This is a genomic window from Enterobacter sp. S-33 (assembly GCF_028735835.1).
GTDB classification, from domain to species: Bacteria; Pseudomonadota; Gammaproteobacteria; order Enterobacterales; family Enterobacteriaceae; genus Enterobacter; species Enterobacter vonholyi.
This window is the reverse complement of record NZ_CP117838.1, coordinates 3,736,058-3,754,769: the sequence shown is the minus strand read 5'-3', so window position 1 is coordinate 3,754,769 and position 18,712 is coordinate 3,736,058. Positions and strand designations below refer to the sequence as shown.

13 protein-coding genes and 3 tRNA genes are annotated in these 18,712 nt (G+C 56.7%); 10 read left to right on the top strand and 6 right to left on the bottom strand.

Annotation, left to right across the window (positions count from 1 at the left end; all coding sequences use genetic code 11):
• Nucleotides 1-138 precede the first annotated feature (138 nt).
• Genes ptrA through recD form a run of 3 tightly spaced genes read left to right on the top strand, consistent with a single transcriptional unit; the run spans nucleotide 139 to nucleotide 8,377 of the window.
• On the top strand, nucleotides 139-3,021 hold the full coding sequence (gene ptrA / locus PUP35_RS17700) for a pitrilysin (protein WP_274240690.1): 2,883 nt from the start codon (nucleotides 139-141) through the stop codon (nucleotides 3,019-3,021).
• Complete coding sequence (gene recB / locus PUP35_RS17695) at nucleotides 3,018-6,560, top strand: exodeoxyribonuclease V subunit beta (RefSeq protein WP_274240689.1); 3,543 nt, start codon at nucleotides 3,018-3,020, stop codon at nucleotides 6,558-6,560. Before ptrA ends, recB begins: the two co-directional genes overlap by 4 nt.
• Complete coding sequence (recD, locus tag PUP35_RS17690) at nucleotides 6,557-8,377, top strand: exodeoxyribonuclease V subunit alpha (protein WP_274240688.1); 1,821 nt, start codon at nucleotides 6,557-6,559, stop codon at nucleotides 8,375-8,377. Before recB ends, recD begins: the two co-directional genes overlap by 4 nt.
• 34 nt (nucleotides 8,378-8,411) lie before the next feature.
• Here the strand turns inward: recD and argA are convergent, their stop codons facing one another.
• Nucleotides 8,412-9,743 carry an amino-acid N-acetyltransferase gene (gene argA, locus PUP35_RS17685; protein ID WP_008499655.1) on the bottom strand — a complete coding sequence of 444 codons (1,332 nt, stop codon included), beginning with the start codon at nucleotides 9,741-9,743 and terminating at the stop codon, nucleotides 8,412-8,414.
• Nucleotides 9,744-9,970: 227 nt separating this feature from the next.
• Between argA and amiC the strand changes: the two genes are divergently transcribed.
• A complete protein-coding gene (amiC, locus tag PUP35_RS17680; protein ID WP_023309036.1) occupies nucleotides 9,971-11,224 on the top strand; it encodes an N-acetylmuramoyl-L-alanine amidase AmiC in 1,254 nt (417 codons plus the stop codon).
• An 87-nt stretch (nucleotides 11,225-11,311) separates the two neighbouring features.
• Here amiC and PUP35_RS17675 read toward each other — a convergent pair.
• From PUP35_RS17675 to PUP35_RS17665, 3 genes are all read right to left on the bottom strand, one after another.
• Nucleotides 11,312-11,388, bottom strand: a tRNA-Met gene (locus tag PUP35_RS17675).
• Nucleotides 11,389-11,432: 44 nt separating this feature from the next.
• Nucleotides 11,433-11,509 (bottom strand) — tRNA-Met (locus tag PUP35_RS17670).
• A 45-nt stretch (nucleotides 11,510-11,554) separates the two neighbouring features.
• Nucleotides 11,555-11,631 (bottom strand) — tRNA-Met (locus tag PUP35_RS17665).
• Between the two features lie 208 nt (nucleotides 11,632-11,839).
• Between PUP35_RS17665 and mltA the strand changes: the two genes are divergently transcribed.
• Together mltA and tcdA are read left to right on the top strand one after the other, a co-directional pair.
• On the top strand, nucleotides 11,840-12,937 hold the full coding sequence (mltA, locus tag PUP35_RS17660; protein WP_111965423.1) for a murein transglycosylase A: 1,098 nt from the start codon (nucleotides 11,840-11,842) through the stop codon (nucleotides 12,935-12,937).
• Nucleotides 12,938-13,012: 75 nt separating this feature from the next.
• Nucleotides 13,013-13,819, top strand: coding sequence for a tRNA cyclic N6-threonylcarbamoyladenosine(37) synthase TcdA (tcdA, locus tag PUP35_RS17655; RefSeq protein WP_274240687.1), 807 nt, complete (start codon nucleotides 13,013-13,015; stop codon nucleotides 13,817-13,819).
• Here the strand turns inward: tcdA and csdE are convergent.
• Both csdE and csdA read right to left on the bottom strand, forming a co-directional pair.
• On the bottom strand, nucleotides 13,810-14,256 hold the full coding sequence (gene csdE, locus PUP35_RS17650; protein WP_115876194.1) for a cysteine desulfurase sulfur acceptor subunit CsdE: 447 nt from the start codon (nucleotides 14,254-14,256) through the stop codon (nucleotides 13,810-13,812). The two genes, tcdA and csdE, sit on opposite strands and share 10 nt — an antisense overlap.
• Entirely contained in the window at nucleotides 14,256-15,461 is a 1,206-nt protein-coding gene (gene csdA / locus PUP35_RS17645; RefSeq protein WP_274240686.1) for a cysteine desulfurase CsdA, read from the bottom strand. The genes csdE and csdA overlap by 1 nt, the downstream gene beginning before the upstream one ends.
• Before the next feature lie 192 nt (nucleotides 15,462-15,653).
• On the opposite strand from csdA, the gene PUP35_RS17640 reads away from it, so the two are divergent.
• The 4 genes from PUP35_RS17640 (at nucleotide 15,654) to rlmM (ending at nucleotide 18,676) form a co-directional block, all read left to right on the top strand.
• Nucleotides 15,654-15,881: a YgdI/YgdR family lipoprotein gene (locus PUP35_RS17640; protein WP_115876192.1), complete on the top strand. Its 228-nt coding sequence runs from the start codon at nucleotides 15,654-15,656 to the stop codon at nucleotides 15,879-15,881.
• 349 nt (nucleotides 15,882-16,230) lie between these two features.
• Nucleotides 16,231-17,148 carry a glycine cleavage system transcriptional regulator GcvA gene (gene gcvA / locus PUP35_RS17635; protein WP_032643156.1) on the top strand — a complete coding sequence of 306 codons (918 nt, stop codon included), beginning with the start codon at nucleotides 16,231-16,233 and terminating at the stop codon, nucleotides 17,146-17,148.
• A 39-nt stretch (nucleotides 17,149-17,187) separates the two neighbouring features.
• Nucleotides 17,188-17,583 carry a DUF423 domain-containing protein gene (locus PUP35_RS17630; RefSeq protein WP_023309031.1) on the top strand — a complete coding sequence of 132 codons (396 nt, stop codon included), beginning with the start codon at nucleotides 17,188-17,190 and terminating at the stop codon, nucleotides 17,581-17,583.
• The gene (gene rlmM, locus PUP35_RS17625) at nucleotides 17,576-18,676 is read left to right on the top strand and encodes a 23S rRNA (cytidine(2498)-2'-O)-methyltransferase RlmM (RefSeq protein WP_111965427.1); all 1,101 of its coding nucleotides are present in this window, start codon (nucleotides 17,576-17,578) and stop codon (nucleotides 18,674-18,676) included. The genes PUP35_RS17630 and rlmM overlap by 8 nt, the downstream gene beginning before the upstream one ends.
• Nucleotides 18,677-18,712 lie beyond the last annotated feature (36 nt).

The following is an 18,712-nucleotide window of genomic DNA, read 5'->3' as shown; positions in this document are numbered from 1 at the left end:
CGCTGTATAAAAATTGCGCAGCTAAGGGTGTTCATTTATGATGCACTTCTTATCACGGACTGATGTACCCAAAGAAAGAGATGTTGGCGTGTCCAGCACGCAGTTTGTTAATGATGTAGCCGTGATAAAGAGGTCGTAATGCCAGGCAGCACCTTGTTTAAAGCGTTTGTTTTGTTTATTGCCCTTTGGGCGCCCGTCACTCACGCAGACTCCGGTTGGCAACCCGTTCAGGAAACTATCCGTAAGAGCGAAAAAGATACCCGTCAATATCAGGCTATTCGTCTTGATAACGGCATGACCGTGCTGCTGGTTTCCGACCCGCAGGCGGTGAAATCCCTGTCGGCATTAGTGGTGCCGGTTGGGTCGCTGGAAGATCCTGACGCTCATCCTGGACTTGCACACTATCTGGAACATATGACGCTGATGGGGTCAAAAAAATACCCACAGCCAGATAGCCTGTCCGAATTTCTCAAGATGCATGGCGGTAGCCACAATGCCAGTACGGCACCGTACCGCACGGCCTTTTATCTCGAAGTCGAAAATGATGCGCTGGAAGGGGCAGTCGACCGTCTGGCTGATTCCATCGCCGCGCCGTTGCTGGATAAAAAATACGCCGATCGTGAACGCAATGCGGTGAATGCCGAGCTGACCATGGCCCGCACGCGAGACGGTATGCGCATGGCGCAGGTCAGCGCCGAGACCATCAACCCGGCGCACCCGGGTTCGCGCTTCTCCGGCGGTAACCTCGAAACCTTGAGCGACAAACCGAATAGCCCGGTGCTGGATGCCCTGCACGCGTTTCGCGATAAATACTACTCCGCTAACTTGATGAAAGCGGTCATCTACAGCAATAAACCTTTGCCTGAGCTGGCAGACATGGCGGCCAAAACGTTTGGCCGGGTGCCGAATAAAAATATCGACCTGCCGCAAATAACCGTTCCGGTGGTCACGGACGCGCAAAAAGGTATCGTGATCCACTACGTTCCTGCCATGCCGCGCAAAGTGCTGCGCGTCGAATTCCGCATTGATAACAACACGGCGCAGTTTCGCAGTAAAACCGATGAGCTGGTGACCTACCTGATAGGTAACCGTAGCCCGGGTACGCTGTCTGACTGGCTGCAAAAGCAGGGGCTGGCGGAAGGTATTCGCGCCGATTCCGATCCGGTAGTGAACGGTAATAGCGGCGTACTGGCGATCTCCGCCACCCTGACCGACAAAGGGCTGGCCAACCGCGATGAAGTCGTGGCGGCTATCTTTAGCTACCTCGCTTTGCTGCGCGAGAGAGGCGTCGATAAGCGCTATTTTGATGAACTCGCGCACGTGCTGGATCTCGACTTCCGCTACCCATCCATAACCCGCGACATGGACTATGTGGAGTGGCTGGCGGATACCATGATCCGCGTGCCGGTGGAACATACCCTTGACGCGGTAAATATTGCCGACCAGTATGATGCCGGGGCGGTAAAAGCCCGCCTGGCGATGATGACGCCGGAGAATGCCCGCATCTGGTACATCAGCCCGAACGAACCGCATAACAAGACGGCGTACTTTGTCGATGCCCCTTATCAGGTGGATAAAGTCAGCGCTCAGACCTTCGCCGACTGGCAGAAGAAGGCCGGGGAGATTGCGTTGAAGCTGCCGGAGCTGAACCCCTATATTCCGGATGATTTCTCGCTGATCAAAACGACGAAAGATTATCCGCATCCAGAACTCATCATTGATGAGCCAACGCTGCGCGTTGTGTATACCCCAAGCCGCTATTTTGCCAGTGAGCCAAAAGCCGATGTCAGCGTGGTGCTGCGTAACCCGAAAGCAATGAACAGCGCCAAAAATCAGGTGATGTTCGCACTCAATGACTATCTCGCCGGTATCGCTCTCGATCAGCTCAGCAACCAGGCCGCCGTGGGCGGGATCAGCTTCTCCACCAACGCCAATAACGGTTTGATGCTTAATGCAAACGGCTATACCCAGCGCTTGCCTCAGCTGTTCCAGGCCTTGCTGGAGGGCTACTTCAGCTACACGCCGACGGAAGAGCAGCTTGAGCAGGCTAAATCCTGGTATGCCCAGATGATGGATTCTGCCGAGAAGGGCAAGGCCTACGATCTTGCGCTTATGCCGGCGCAAATGCTGTCGCAGGTTCCTTATTTCCAGCGAGAGGAGCGCCGCGCGCTGCTGCCTTCCATCTCCTTAAAAGACGTGCTGGCGTACCGTGACGCGCTGAAAACCAACACGCGTCCGGAGTTCCTGATTGTCGGCAACATGAGTGAGGAGCAGGCCAAAACTCTGGCGCAGAATGTTCGCACTCAGCTCGGCTCTAAAGGCGACGAGTGGTGCCGCAACCAGGACGTGCTGGTTGAGAAAAAGCAAAATGTGATTTTTGAAAAGGCGGGTAACAGCACCGACTCCGCGCTGGCCGCGGTATTTGTGCCAACGGGCTATGATGAATTCGCCAGCTCGGCGCAGAGTGCCGTGCTGGGGCAGATTATTCAGCCGTGGTTCTATAACCAGTTACGCACCGAGGAGCAGCTTGGCTACGCGGTGTTTGCCTTCTCCATGAACGTCGGGCGTCAGTGGGGGCTGGGCTTCCTGCTGCAAAGCAGCGACAAACAACCGGCGTATCTCTGGAAGCGTTATCAGGCCTTCTTCCCGCAGGTGGAAGCAAAACTGCGTGCCATGAAGCCGGAAGAGTTTGCTCAGATCCAGCAGGCCGTCATCGCGCAGGTGATGCAGCCGCCGCAGACGCTGGGTGAAGAAGCCTCTCAGCTGAGCAAAGATTTCGATCGCGGTAATCTGAAATTTGATTCGCGTGATAAAGTAGTGGCCGAGATAAAACAGCTGACGCCGCAGAAGGTTGCCGACTTCTTCCATCTGGCGGTCATTAAGCCGCAGGGAATCACCATCCTGTCTCAGGTTTCCGGTAGCCAGAATGGGAAAACGGAGTACGTGAACCCGAAAGGCTGGAAAGTCTGGAAGAGCGTCAGCGCGCTGCAGCAATCTATGCCCTGGAGTAAGAAAGAATGACCGATACCGCTGAGTCCCTTGATCCCTTACGTTTACCTCTGCAGGGTGAACGATTGATTGAAGCCTCAGCGGGAACGGGAAAAACCTTCACCATTGCCGCCCTCTATCTGCGCCTGCTGTTAGGGCTTGGCGGCAACGCAGCTTTTCCACGCCCTTTGAGCGTGGAAGAGCTGTTGGTAGTCACCTTCACCGAGGCCGCTACCGCGGAGCTGCGGGGCCGTATTCGAACCAATATCCACGAGCTTCGCATTGCCTGCCTGCGTCAGAGCACGGATAACCCCCTCTACGCCAGCCTTCTGGAAGAGATTGCCGATAAGCAGCAGGCAGCCCAGTGGCTGCTGCTCGCTGAACGGCAGATGGACGAAGCGTCCGTCTTTACCATTCACGGTTTTTGCCAGCGTATGCTGAGCCTGAATGCGTTCGAGTCCGGAATGCTGTTCGAACAGCAGCTCATTGAAGATGAATCCGTGCTTCGCTATCAGGCCTGCGCGGATTTCTGGCGTCGCCACTGCTATCCCTTACAGCGTGATATTGCCGAAGCGGTACACGCGCTCTGGAAAGGCCCGGAAGCGCTGCTGCGCGCGATCGATCGTTATCTGCAGGGCGAAGCGCCGGTAATCAAATCCCCGCCGCCGGCAGATGAAACCCTGGCCTCGCGGCATGAAAAAATTATCGCGAAAATTGCGGATATCAAGCAAAAATGGATGGAGTCAGTCGGTGAGATTGACGCCATCATCGAAAATTCCGGCATCGATCGTCGCAAGTTCAACCGCGGCAATCAGGGGAAATGGATCGACAAGATCAGCGCCTGGGCGCAGGAAGAGACGCGGGGCTATCAGCTCCCGGACGCGCTGGAGAAATTCTCCCAGCGTTTCCTGGCTGAGCGGACCAAAGCCGACGGCATTGTGCCTGAGCATCCCCTGTTTGTGGCAATAGAAACCCTGCTGGCGGATAACCTTACGCTCAACGATCTGATGATCGCTCGCGCCATGACCGAAATTCGCGAAGCCGTGGCGCGCGAGAAACGCCGCCGGGGTGAACTGGGTTTCGACGATATGCTGAGCCGCCTTGATGCGGCGCTGTGCAGTGAAAATGGCGAAGCGCTTGCCGCCGCGATTCGCACCCGCTTCCCGGTTGCGATGATAGACGAATTTCAGGACACCGACCCTCAGCAGTACCGCATTTTCCGCCGTATCTGGCGCCAGCAGCCCGGTACCGCGCTGTTGTTAATCGGCGATCCGAAACAGGCCATCTACGCCTTCCGCGGGGCGGATATTTTCACCTATATGAAAGCCCGCAGCGAGGTTGACGCGCACTACACGCTCGATACTAACTGGCGATCCTCTCCAGGCATGGTGGAGAGCGTCAACGCGCTCTTTAGCCGCATGGATACGGCGTTTATGTTCCGGGAGATCCCGTTTCAGCCGGTAAAATTTGCCCCGAAAAATGCCTCGCTGCGCTTCGAGTTTAACGGCGTGACGCAGCCTGCAATGAACTTCTGGCTGCTGGATGGGGAAGGCTGCGGCGTTGCCGACTATCAAAATGCCATGGCCCAACACTGTGCTGCGCAAATCCGTGACTGGCTCAGTGCGGGGGCGCGGGGCGAGGCGCTGCTGTTTAAGGGGGATAACCCCACTCCGGTAAAGGCATCGGATATTACGGTGCTGGTGCGCAGCCGTCAGGAGGCCGCATTAATCCGAGACGCCCTGACGTTACTGAATATCCCCTCCGTCTATCTCTCGAACCGCGACAGCGTCTTTGAAACGCTTGAGGCGCAAGAGATGTTATGGCTGCTCCAGGCCGTGCTGGCCCCGGAGAGGGAAAGTACATTGCGTAGCGCATTAGCCAGCGCGATGCTCGGACTGAACGCGCGGGATATAGATGCGCTCAACAATGACGAAGCCGCGTGGGATGCTGTGGTAGAAGAGTTTGTTCGCTACCGCGAAAAATGGCAGAAACGTGGAGTCATGGCGATGGTGCGCGAGCTCATGGCACAGCGCCACATTGCGGAGAATATGCTGGCTACCGCAGGCGGCGAGCGCCGTTTGACCGATATTTTGCACATCAGCGAACTCTTGCAGGAAGCGGGTACGCAGCTGGAGAGCGAGCACGCCCTGGTGCGCTGGCTGGCGCAGCAGATTGCCGATCCGAACAGCAATTCATCCAGCCAGCAGATGCGCCTCGAGAGTGATAAACATCTGGTGCAGATCGTCACCATTCACAAGTCGAAAGGCCTGGAATATCCGCTGGTCTGGCTGCCGTTTATCGCCAATTACCGCGTGCAGGATCAGGCTTTTTACCACGATCGCGAGTCGTTCGAGGCGGTGCTCGATCTCAGCAACGCGGAGTCCAGCGTTGAGCTGGCCGAAGCCGAGCGTCTGGCGGAAGACCTGCGCCTGCTTTACGTGGCGCTGACCCGTTCGATATGGCACTGCAGCCTGGGCGTTGCGCCGCTGTTCCGTCGCCGTGGCGAAAAGACCGGGGAGAGCGATTTTCATCTGAGCGCGCTGGGGCGGCTTATTCAACAGGGTGAGCCCAAAGACGCGGCGGGCCTGCGCCAGTGCATCGAATCGCTTTGCACTGAGCATGTGGCCCTGCATATTCCATCTCTGCCCGATAACAGCCGCTGGCACATGCCGGATCCGCACGAGTCAGATCTCCATGCCCGTCAGGTGGTACGTACCATTGCCGACGACTGGCGCGTTACCAGCTACTCCGGCTTACAGCAGCACGGGCAGAGTATTGCGCAGGATCTGATGCCAAAACTGGACGTGGATGCCGCAGGCGCCGGTAGCGTGCCGGCTGAGCCTGTGTTGACGCCGCACCAGTTCCCTCGCGGCGCTTCTCCGGGCACGTTTTTGCACAGACTGTTTGAAGAGCTGGATTTCACCCAGCCGGTTTCCGAAGAGTGGGTGCTGAAGATGTTACAGAGCGGTGGTTACGACGCACAGTGGCAGCCGGTTCTCACCGACTGGATCCGCGCGGTTCTGCACGCGCCGCTCACGACGCAGGGTATTTCGCTGAATCAGTTGACCGCCAAAGATAAGCAGGTGGAGATGGAGTTTTATCTCCCCATCGCCAGCCCGCTCAGGGCCGAGGCGCTTGATGCGCTGATCCGCGAGTACGATCCGCTATCTGTCGGATGCCCGCCGCTGAATTTCCGCCAGGTGCAGGGGATGCTCAAAGGCTTTATCGACCTGGTTTTCCGCCACGAAGGACGCTACTACCTGCTGGATTACAAATCGAACTGGCTCGGTGACAGCAGCGAAGCCTATACCCAACAGGCGATGGCGTCGGCAATGCAACTGCATCGCTACGATCTGCAGTACCAGCTTTACACCCTGGCGCTGCACCGTTACCTGCGCCATCGCATGGCCAATTACCGTTACGAAGCGCATTTTGGCGGCGTGATTTACCTGTTCCTGCGCGGCGTGGATGCTAACGACCCGCGTTCCGGCATCTTTAGCACGCGTCCGGCTGAGGAACTGATTGAAAAAATGGATAACCTGTTTGCTGCGAGCACGGAGGAGGTGGCATGACGATGCAGGCGCTACTGCTGGACGCGGTTGAACAACGATTACTGCGCCACCTGGACGTGCAGTTTGCCATGATGGTGGCAGGTGAGGAGCCTGCCGTCATGCTTGCCGCAGCCATTCTTAGCAAAGACGCGGGGGAAGGGCACGTGTGCCTGCCGCTGTCGCGTCTGGCGGTGGATGAGAAAATGCCGCCAGCTTTACAGGCGTGTTTCGCGCAGCTCGGTGACGCCGTTGACTGGCAGGAGATATTACTCGGCTCGCCTGCCGTAAGCGGAGCCGATACCGGGACGCCGATGATCCTTGTCGGCGAACGTTTGTATCTTAACCGGCTGTGGCGTAACGAACTGACGGTGGCGCGCTTCTTCAGTGGGAGCAACGCCCCGCTTCCCTGCGATGAAACGCAGCTCCGGCAAACGCTGGATACGCTGTTTATATCTGACGATGCGACAGACTGGCAGAAAGTGGCAGCTGCCGTGGCGTTAACGCGTCGGATCTCGGTCATTTCTGGCGGTCCGGGCACCGGGAAAACGACCACCGTGGCAAAACTGCTCGCCGCGCTGATTCAGTTATCGGGGGAGCAAAAGTGCCGTATTCGCCTGGCGGCCCCCACCGGTAAAGCCGCTGCGCGTCTGACGGAGTCGTTAGGCGGCGCGCTGCAAAAGCTGCCGCTTACCGGGGAGCAGCTTGCGCTTTTTCCCAATGAAGCCAGCACGCTGCACCGTTTGCTTGGCGCACAGCCTGGCAGCCAGCGTTTGCGCTACCATGCCGGTAACCCGCTGCACCTGGATGTGCTGGTGGTGGATGAAGCCTCAATGATTGATCTGACGATGATGTCGCGTTTGATTGATGCGCTACCGCCGCACGCGCGCGTCATTTTCCTCGGCGATCGTGACCAGCTTGCCTCCGTAGAGGCGGGGGCTGTGCTGGGCGATATTTGCACCTATGCCAGTCTGGGATATACCGCTGAACGCGCTCAGGAGTTAGCGCGTCTCACCGGATGTACGCTCACCTCTGAAAGCCACTCGCTTGCAGGGGCGTTGCGCGACAGCCTGTGTCTGCTGCAGAAAAGCTACCGTTTCGGCAGCGATTCCGGCATCGGCCAGCTTGCGGCGGCCGTAAACCGGGGAGACAGACACGCCACCTCAGCGGTGTTTGCCGGAACCTTTACGGATATTGAGAAAAAATCGCTGCAAAACGGGGAAGAGTATCAGGCGATGCTGGACGACGCCCTGCAGGGGTATCAGCACTTTCTGACAAGCGTACAACAGCAAAGTGCGCCGGAGCAGGTCATTGCCGCGTTTGGCGAATACCAGCTGCTCTGTGCGCTGAGGGAAGGCCCCTTTGGCGTCCGGGGTCTCAACGACAGGCTGGAACAGCTGCTGGCGCAAAAACGCAAAATTAACCGTACCCCGCATTCGCGCTGGTATGAAGGGCGACCGGTGATGATCTCCCGTAACGACAGCGCGCTGGGGTTGTTTAACGGGGATATCGGGATTGCGCTCGACTGCGGTCAGGGACTACGCGTCTGGTTCCAGATGCCGGACGGGAGCGTGAAGTCCTTCCAGCCCAGCCGTTTACCCGAGCATGAAACCGCCTGGGCGATGACGGTGCATAAATCCCAGGGCTCCGAATTTAACCATGCGGCGCTGATCCTGCCTACTCAGCTTTCACCCGTTATTACCCGCGAGCTGATCTATACCGCCATTACGCGCGCGCGTCAGCGCCTGTCGCTTTATGCCGATGAACGGGTGCTGGTGCAGGCGATCGCCACCCGTACGGAACGCCGAAGCGGGCTGGGCGCGATATTTGAGTCTCTCTGAACGAACGCCCTCGCCGGACGGTGAGGGCCTAGTATCATCCCAGGTCTGCCATCAGCACTTTTGAACGGCGCTGATAGTTGTACATCTCTTTCTTCGTTTCCGGCAGGGAATCAATATCCACCGGCGTGAAGCCGCGCTCCTGGAACCAGTGAATGCTGCGCGTCGTCAGGACGAACAGCTTGCTCAGCCCCATCTGGCGCGCCTGTGCCGCCACGCGCTCAAGCAGCATTTCACCGCGTGAAGAGCTGCGGTAATCAGGATGCACCGCCACGCAGGCCATTTCACCGATCTTCTCTTCCGGGAACGGATAGAGCGCGGCGCAGGCGATGGTCAGGTTATCGCGCTGAATAATGGTGAATTTGTCGATCTCCATCTCCAGCTGCTCGCGTGAACGACGCACCAGGATACCCTGCTGTTCCAGCGGGCGGATCAGCTCGAGAATACCGCCGATGTCGTTGATGGTGGCGCGGCGGATCTGCTCCGCGCTTTCCATGACAATCTGCGTACCAATACCGTCGCGGGAGAACAGCTCCTGCAGCAGGGCGCCGTCTTCCTGATAGCTGATAAGGTGGCTGCGGCGCACGCCGCTGCGGCAGGCCTTCACGGCGCCACGCAGGAACCGGACGGTGCCGGAGTGGTAATCGCCTTCGGCTTCCAGCGCTTCCACGCGGGCCTGGGCTTCGTTCGGGAAGAGTTCCGGCACGATCGTTCCCTCATCGTTCACGACGCCCTGGGACGAGCAAAACCCAATCATTTTTTCCGCCTTCAGCTTGATCGCCAGCTGCGTGGCGATCTCTTCTGAGGTGAGGTTAAAGCTTTCGCCAGTCACGGAAACGGCGACCGGGCCCATCAGGACGATGGCTCCGCTGTCCAGCTGGCGGTGAATAGCTTCTTCATCAATACGACGAATGCGACCGCTGTGGCAGTAATCCACGCCATCGTCCACGCCGAGCGGCTGGGCAATGATAAAGTTGCCGCTCACGACGTTGATATGCGCGCCCTGCAGCGGCGTGTTGTTCAGGCTCATGGACAGGCGAGCGGTAATATCCAGCTGCAGCAGACCTGCCGCCTGTTTCACCAGCTCAAGGGTTTTGGCATCCGTGACGCGGGTATGTTTGTGGTAAATCGGCTCGTGGTGATGAGCGGCCAGGTTGGCGTCGATCTGCGGACGGGCGCCATAAACCACCACCAGGCGGATCCCGAGGCTGTGCAGCAGGCCAATGTCATTGACGATGCTGGAAAAATTTTCATGCTCAATGGCTTCGCCGCCAAGCATGATGACAAACGTTTTTCCCCGATGGGCGTTGATATAGGGAACAGAATGGCGGAATCCCTGGACCAGTTCGGTTCTACGTTCCTTCACCATGGCACAACCCTTAATGAATGTTTATTCGTAATTTATGTATTTTTATTCGATTGTGACCGCGTGTGCAAGCGCAAATTTTCCGCGACCCACAGAATTTGGTAAGTAATCCGTGCGTTAGCGTATGATTGTTTACCCTTTTATAGATGACAGTTTATGCGTCATTCGTTAAAGTTTTCGGTCAATCTGGACATTTTGTATATCAGTCAGTGTTCTTGCTCGGGAGAAGCATGTCGGGATCCAATTCAGCAATAAGCCGCCGCCGTTTGTTAAAAGGGGCCGGGGCAATGTGGTTGCTTAGCGTCAGTCAGGTCGGTCTTGCCGCAACCAGTCAGGTGGTAGCGGTGCGCGTCTGGCCATCGTCGACCTATACGCGCGTGACGGTCGAATCCAATCGCGTGCTGAAATATAAGCAATTTGCCCTCAGCAACCCGGAACGCGTGGTGGTGGATCTCGAAGGTGTTAACCTCAACTCCGTGCTGAAAGGGATGGCGGCGCAGATCCGCGGCGACGATCCGTTTATTAAATCGGCGCGCGTCGGGCAGTTCGACCCGCAAACCGTGCGCATGGTGTTTGAGCTTAAGCAGAACGTGAAGCCGCAGCTGTTCGCCCTGGCGCCCGTCGCGACGTTTAAAGAGCGACTGGTCATGGATCTCTACCCGGCCAATGCGACGGATATTCAGGATCCGCTTCTCGCCCTGCTGGAGGATTACAACAAAGGCGATCTTCAGCGTCAGGTGCCGCCCGCGCAAAGTGGTCCGCAGCCGGGGAAAGCAGGGCGCGATCGTCCGATTGTGATCATGCTCGATCCTGGCCACGGCGGCGAAGACTCCGGCGCGGTGGGAAAATACCGTACGCGTGAAAAAGACGTGGTGCTGCAAATTGCCCGTCGCCTGAAGGCGTTGATTGATAAAGAAGGCAATATGCGCGCCTATATGACGCGCAATGAAGATATCTTTATTCCGCTGAAGGTCCGGGTGGCGAAAGCACAGAAGCAGCGCGCAGATTTGTTCGTGTCGATCCATGCGGATGCGTTTACCAGCCGCCAGCCAAGCGGTTCGTCCGTGTTCGCGCTCTCAACCAAAGGCGCGACCAGTACCGCCGCGAGATACCTTGCGGACACCCAGAACGCCTCGGACCTGATTGGTGGCGTAAGCAAAAGCGGCGATCGCTACGTCGACCACACCATGTTCGATATGGTGCAGTCGCTGACCATTAACGACAGCCTGAAGTTTGGTAAAGCGGTGCTGGGCAAGCTGGGGAACATCAATAAGCTGCATAAGAACAGCGTTGAACAGGCCGGATTTGCGGTACTCAAGGCGCCGGATATTCCGTCCATCCTGGTTGAAACCGCGTTTATCAGTAACGTGGAAGAGGAGCGTAAGCTTAAGACGGCAAAATTCCAGCAGGAGGTTGCGGAGTCGATTCTGGCAGGGATTCGTGCGTATTTCTCTGACGGGGCGACGCTGGCGCGGCGCGGATAACGCTCTCAGCCGGGTAGACGCCCGGCAAATTCACAAACGACAGATACAAAAAAACACCCTTCAGGGTGTTTATTGTTTTAGAAGTGTTGGTTGCGGGGGCCGGATTTGAACCGACGACCTTCGGGTTATGAGCCCGACGAGCTACCAGGCTGCTCCACCCCGCGTCCGTCTTTCTACTCTTGTAGAAACTTACTTCTTCAAATTTGATTGGTTGCGGGGGCCGGATTTGAACCGACGACCTTCGGGTTATGAGCCCGACGAGCTACCAGGCTGCTCCACCCCGCGTCCGTCTTTCTACTGGTCGTAGAAGATACTTCATCAAATTTTAATTGGTTGCGGGGGCCGGATTTGAACCGACGACCTTCGGGTTATGAGCCCGACGAGCTACCAGGCTGCTCCACCCCGCGTCCGTGGATGCGCACTATACTCGGATAGACTTGTGATGCAACCCCTTTTTCACATTTATCATGATTTTGTATGTAAATTGAACGACATGGCGTTGTTTGGACTATTTTTTGCGCAAAATTTGCCAAAGGGCATGCGATCGCATTTCATTAGCCCTGGTGGTTTGTTATCTTCATCACGCGGAAATGGGCAACTTAAAGACGAGATATAATGAAAGGACGTTGGGCGAAGTATCTGATGACGGGCGCAATGGTAGCGATTCTTGCGGCCTGTTCTTCCAAACCGACCGATCGCGGTCAACAGTATAAAGACGGGAAGTTATCCCAGCCTTTCTCTTTAGTTAATCAGCCTGATGCTGTCGGCGCACCGATTAATGCCGGTGATTTCTCCGAGCAGGTCTACCAGATCCGCAACGCGTCGCCGCGTCTGTATGGCGCCCAGAGTAGCGTATATAACGCGGTCCAGGACTGGCTGAAAGCAGGCGGCGATACGCGCAATATGCGCCAGTTTGGTATCGACGCCTGGCAGATGGAAGGGGCCGATAACTACGGCAACGTCCAGTTTACCGGCTATTACACCCCTGTTATCCAGGCACGACACTCGCGTCAGGGCGAGTTCCAGTATCCTATCTACCGTATGCCGCCAAAACGCGGTCGCCTCCCGTCGCGCGCCGAGATCTACGCCGGTGCGCTGAGCGAAAACTACGTCCTGGCCTACAGCAACTCCCTGATGGATAACTTCATCATGGACGTTCAGGGCAGCGGCTACATTGATTTTGGCGACGGTTCGCCACTTAACTTCTTCAGCTATTCCGGTAAAAACGGCCACGCCTATCGCAGTATCGGCAAGGTGCTGATCGACCGCGGCGAAGTGAAGAAAGAAGATATGTCGATGCAGGCGATCCGCGAGTGGGGCGAGAAGCACAGCGAGGCCGAGGTGCGCGAGCTGCTTGAGCAGAACCCGTCGTTCGTCTTCTTTAAACCGCAAAACTTCGCGCCGGTGAAAGGGGCGAGCGCAGTTCCGCTGATTGGCCGCGCGTCGGTAGCATCCGATCGTTCGATTATTCCTGCAGGCACCACGCTGCTTGCTGAGGTCCCGCTGCTGGACAACAACGGCAAGTTCAACGGCCAGTATGAGCTGCGTCTGATGGTGGCGCTGGACGTCGGCGGGGCGATTAAAGGCCAGCACTTCGACATCTATCAGGGTATTGGCCCTGACGCAGGCCATCGCGCGGGCTGGTATAATCACTACGGACGCGTGTGGGTACTGAAGGCGGCACCAGGTGCCGGAAACGTATTCAGCGGCTGATTGTGGTATTCTGAGCGCAATACGGATTACTGTTCAGGGTGAGGATAACCTCACCCTTTTTACATCTGAGGTTTTATGTCTGTGGTAATCAGCGACGCCTGGCGCCAGCGTTTTGGCGGGACGGCACGTTTATATGGTGAAAAAGCCCTGCAGCTGTTTGCGGATGCGCATGTCTGCGTCGTGGGCATTGGTGGTGTGGGGTCGTGGGCGGCAGAAGCGCTGGCAAGAACCGGTATTGGCGCAATCACCCTGATTGACATGGATGACGTTTGCGTCACCAACACCAACCGTCAAATCCACGCCCTGCTCGATAACGTCGGTCTGGCGAAGTCTGAGGTCATGGCGGAGCGTATCCGCCTGATCAACCCGGAATGTCAGGTTACGGTGATCGACGACTTTGTGACGGCAGATAACGTCGCGGAGTATATGAGCAAAGGCTACAGCTATGTGATTGACGCCATCGACAGCGTGCGGCCAAAAGCGGCGCTGATCGCCTACTGTCGTCGTTACAAGGTTCCCCTGGTGACGACGGGCGGCGCGGGCGGGCAAATCGACCCTACGCAGATCCAGGTAGCCGATCTGGCGAAAACCATTCAGGATCCGCTGGCGGCTAAGCTGCGTGAGCGCCTGAAGAGCGACTTTAACGTGGTGAAGAACAGCAAAGGCAAGCTGGGCGTTGACTGCGTGTTCTCGACCGAAGCGCTGGTCTACCTGCAGGCGGACGGCTCCGTGTGCGCGATGAAAAGCACGGCGGAAGGCCCAAAGAGAATGGATTGCGCCTCAGGCTTTGGCGCGGCCACGATGGTGACCGCTTCCTTTGGCTTTGTGGCGGTGTCACACGCCCTGAAGAAGATGATGGCGAAAGCGGAGCGTCAGGCCTGAGCCTGGCGTGCGGCGTCCTGCACGGCTTCGCTTAGCGCGATCAGCCCCTGACCGCGCGAGGCGCTGAGCTGCGCGCGCAGTCCCAGCTCATCAAATAATGCCAGCGGCGAATGGGCCAGCAGTTCCGCCGCGCTTTTTCCTTCAACAGCGGTCAACAATACGGCCAGCAGGCCCCGGACAATCCGGCCCTCGCTGTCGCCGAAGAAGTGCAGCTTTTCGCCGGAGACGCTCACGCCCAGCCAGACTCGGTTCTCACAGCCCGCAATCTCTTTCGCCTGCGCTTTGAGATCGTCTGAAAGGGCAGGGAGCTGTTTACCCAGCAGGATCAGCTGTCGATATTTATCTTCCCACTGCTGGAGCGGGGCGAAGGTCTGTTTCAAGGTCTCTTCTGTGATGACGGTGCCAAACGGATGTCCGGCTAAAGCAGCGCTAGTCATTAATCCACCAGTATTTCAAGGGCACGGTCAACGGCGGCAACCAGCGCGTCGACATCGCTTTGGGTATTATACGGCGCAAACGAGGCGCGCAGCGTACCGTTAACGCCAAGCGCCGCCAGCAGCGGCTGGGCGCAGTGCTGTCCGGCACGCAGGGCAATGCCATACCCGGCCAGCAGCGTCACCATGTCGCTGTGATGTACGCCCGCAAAATCAAAGGCGAGCAGGCTTGAGTCCTGAACGCGGAACGAGCGGAAGCCCGGGCGCTTTTTGAGTTCTTCCTCTGCCAGCGTCGCCAGCCCCCGGCTCCAGCTTTCAGCCTGAACAATGTCTGTTTCTGCCAGCCACTCCAGCGCCGCGCTTAAGCCAATCACCCCCGCCACGTTCGGCGTACCGGCTTCCAGACGATAGGGAATGTCCTGCGTTTTGAAGCCCTCGAACGACACTTCGGTAATCATTTTGCCGCCACCAAGCCACGGCGTCATTTTTGCCAGCAGTTCTGGCTTGCCGTACAACGCCCCAATACCGGTTGGCCCATAAAGTTTATGTCCTGAGAAGGCATAGAAATCGATATCCAGCGCCTGCACGTCGGCGGGGAAGTGCACCACGCCCTGAGCGCCGTCAACTATCACCACCATCCCGCTGGCATGGGCTATGCGAATGGCCTGAGCCAGATCCGGGCAACCTCCCGTGACGTTCGACATCTGTCCGAGCGCCAGAATGCGACTGCGGGAGGTAATCAGCTCGGGGAGGCGGGCCACATTGGGCAGAAGGTCTGCACCCAGCGGAAGCTTCACCACGCGTGCGCCCGTCTGCTCGGCCACCATCAGCCACGGCACCAGGTTGGCGTGATGTTCCGCCTCGCTGACGACGATCTCATCGCCCGGCTGAAGCAGCGGGCGCGCGTAGCACTGGGCCACCATGTTGATGGCCTCGGTCGTGCCGCGCGTCCAGACGATGTTTTTCCCGCTTTCGGCATTGATCAGGCGAGCGACCTGATCGCGTGCCGCTTCATAGCGCGCGGTTAACCGCTGCGCTTCGGCAAACTGGCTGCGATGCACGTTCCCGGCGCTCAGGCTGTAGAACTGCTGAGTGGCCTCAATCACCGCCTGGGGCTTAAGGGCGGTGGCGGCGCTATCCAGATAAATACCGGCATCGGCCAGGGCCGGAAACTGTGCGCGGAACTGCGCAGGGCTGAAAGCGTTCATGGGATTCCTCATTTCAATATAGCGATCGTCGCGCAATTTCAGCTGCAGGGCAAGGAGGTTGATATCTATCAGAATTGTCTGCTTATCCTGATGACCCTAAAAAAGCAGGTTATGCTAAATAGTGTTAGGCGGATGTTTTAGCCTGTTATAAATCGAGGTTTGAATAGCATTAATTGCTAAAGGAGAATAATCATGAATAAGACAGCTGCAATCATTTCTGCCTGTGCGTTTTCTTTTGCCCTGAGCGCCTGTTCTGGTAATAACTACGTGATGCACACCAACGATGGTCGTTCTATCGTTTCGGAAGGGAAACCGACTACCGATAATGATACCGGGATGATTTCGTACAAAGATGCTAACGGGAACAAGCAGCAGATCAACCGCACGGACGTGAAAGAGATGAAAGAGATCGAGCATTAACAGATCGCAAGCGAAAAAAAAGCACCGCAAATTGGCGGTGCTACATTAATCACTATGGACAGACAGGGTAAATGTACAGGAAGTGAAAAATTGGTAGCGTTGCTACCGTGGTCTGAATCGCAGACCAATTGCAAACACAACAACACAACATCACAACCGTAAGCCAAAAGCCCTTCAGAACACGCATTCCGAAAAAAGCTCTTCGTTCCGGCTCAGGAAGTGCCGCCACTATAGGTATTTGCTGGTAGTTCCTCAACGGACAAATTATAATGGCTCAGATAAAAAAAACTAATAGGTTAAACGTTGTTTCCTGTTTGTTAAAATCCGTTAACATCTAAGCCAGATAACCATGTCAAAGCGATTGCCACCTCTTAATGCATTACGTGTTTTTGATGCAGCAGCACGTCACCTGAGCTTTACCCGCGCAGCAGATGAGCTTTTTGTGACACAGGCCGCAGTAAGTCACCAAATCAAGTCTCTGGAGGATTTTCTGGGCCTTAAGCTGTTTCGTCGACGCAACCGTTCGTTGCTGTTGACCGAAGAGGGGCAGAGCTATTTTCAGGATATTAAAGAGATTTTTTCCCAGCTTACGGAAGCCACGCGTAAGCTGCAGGCTCGCAGTGCAAAAGGTGCCCTGACTGTCAGTTTATTGCCCAGTTTTGCGATTCAATGGCTGGTGCCCAGACTCTCAAGCTTTAACTCAGCTTATCCGGGGATCGACGTTCGAATCCAGGCGGTAGATCGTCAGGAGGACAAGCTGGCCGATGACGTGGATGTCGCCATTTTTTATGGTCGCGGTAACTGGCCGGGCTTGCGTGTTGAGAAATTATACGCAGAATATCTCCTGCCGGTCTGTTCTCCCCTGCTGTTAACGGGCGACAAGGCGCTGAAGTCTCCCGCTGATCTGGCGCAGCATACGCTTTTGCATGATGCCTCTCGCCGCGACTGGCAAACTTATACCCGTCAATTAGGTCTTACTCATATAAACGTGCAGCAGGGACCCATCTTTAGCCACAGTGCGATGGTGTTACAGGCTGCCATTCACGGACAAGGCGTGGCGTTGGCGAACAACGTCATGGCGCAGTCTGAAATTGAGGCAGGCCGCCTGGTCTGCCCTTTTAATGATGTACTGGTCAGCAAGAATGCATTTTATCTGGTTTGTCATGACAGTCAGGCAGAACTGGGTAAAATAGCCGCCTTCCGGCAGTGGATACTGGCGAAAGCGGCAACCGAGCAAGAAAAATTCCGCTTCAGGTATGAACAATAACGTTTGTGTGCCGGGCACGCATCAACTCAGGACTTAAACATGACCAGCCGATTCATGCTGATTTTTGCCGCGGTGAGTGGCTTTATTTTTGTTGCACTGGGCGCCTTTGGCGCACATGTATTAAGCAAGTCTTTGGGCGCTGTAGAGATGGGCTGGATCCAGACCGGCCTTGAATATCAGGCATTCCACACGCTGGCTATTTTTGGGCTGGCGGTGGCGATGCAGCGTCGTATCAGTATCTGGTTTTACTGGAGCAGCGTGTTTATGGCGCTGGGTACCGTGTTATTCAGCGGTAGCCTGTACTGCCTTGCACTCTCACATCTACGCCTGTGGGCGTTCGTTACACCCGTCGGTGGCTTCAGCTTCCTGGCGGGTTGGGTATTAATGTTTATCGGAGCTATCCGTCTGAAACGCAAGGGCGTTGTTCATGAATAAGGTTGTTTTATATTGTCGCCCGGGGTTTGAGAAAGAGTGCGCCGCGGAAATTACCGATAAAGCGGCGAAGCGCGAAGTCTTCGGCTTTGCCCGCGTGAAAGAGAACGCGGGCTATGTGGTATTCGAGTGCTACCAGCCCGAAGACGCAGACAAGCTGGCACGCGAGCTGCCGTTCAGCTCGCTGATCTTTGCTCGCCAGATGTTTGTTGCGGGTGAGCTGCTGAAGGATCTTCCGCCGGAAGACCGCATCACGCCAATTGTCGGCATGCTGCAGGGCGTGGTGGAAAAGGGCGGCGATCTGCGCGTTGAAGTGGCGGATACCAACGAAAGTAAAGAGCTGATGAAGTTCTGCCGTAAGTTCACCGTGCCGCTGCGTGCGGCGCTGCGTGATGCGGGCGTGCTGACGAACTACGAAACGCCGAAGCGTCCGGTGGTGCATATCTTCTTTATCGCACCGGGCTGCTGCTATGCAGGCTATTCGTACACCACCAACAACTCTCCCTTCTTTATGGGCATCCCGCGTTTGCGCTTCCCGGCCGATGCGCCAAGCCGTTCCACGCTCAAGCTGGAAGAGGCGTTCCACGTCTTTATCCCGGCGGATGAGTGGGATGAGCGTCTGGCAAACGGCATGTACGCCGTCGACCTTGGCGCGTGCCCGGGCGGCTGGACCTATCAGCTGGTGAAACGCAACATGTGGGTATCGTCCGTTGATAACGGCCCAATGGCGCAAAGCCTGATGGACACCGGGCAGGTCACCTGGCTGCGTGAAGACGGTTTCCGCTATCGCCCGAACCGTAACAACATCTCGTGGATGGTGTGCGATATGGTTGAGAAGCCGGCAAAAGTCGCCGCGCTGATGGCCTCCTGGCTTGTCAACGGCTGGTGTCGTGAGACCATTTTCAACCTCAAGCTGCCGATGAAAAAGCGCTATGAGGAAGTGTCGCAGAACCTGGCCTACATTCAGGAGCAGATGGATGAACACGGTATTAACGTGGAGATCCAGGCGCGTCAGCTGTATCACGACCGCGAAGAGGTGACGGTGCACATTCGTCGCTGGTGGGCAGCGGTCGGCGGACGTCGCGACGAGCGATAGTGCGTGCTTTGTTTTGCCCGGTGGCGCTGCGCTTAC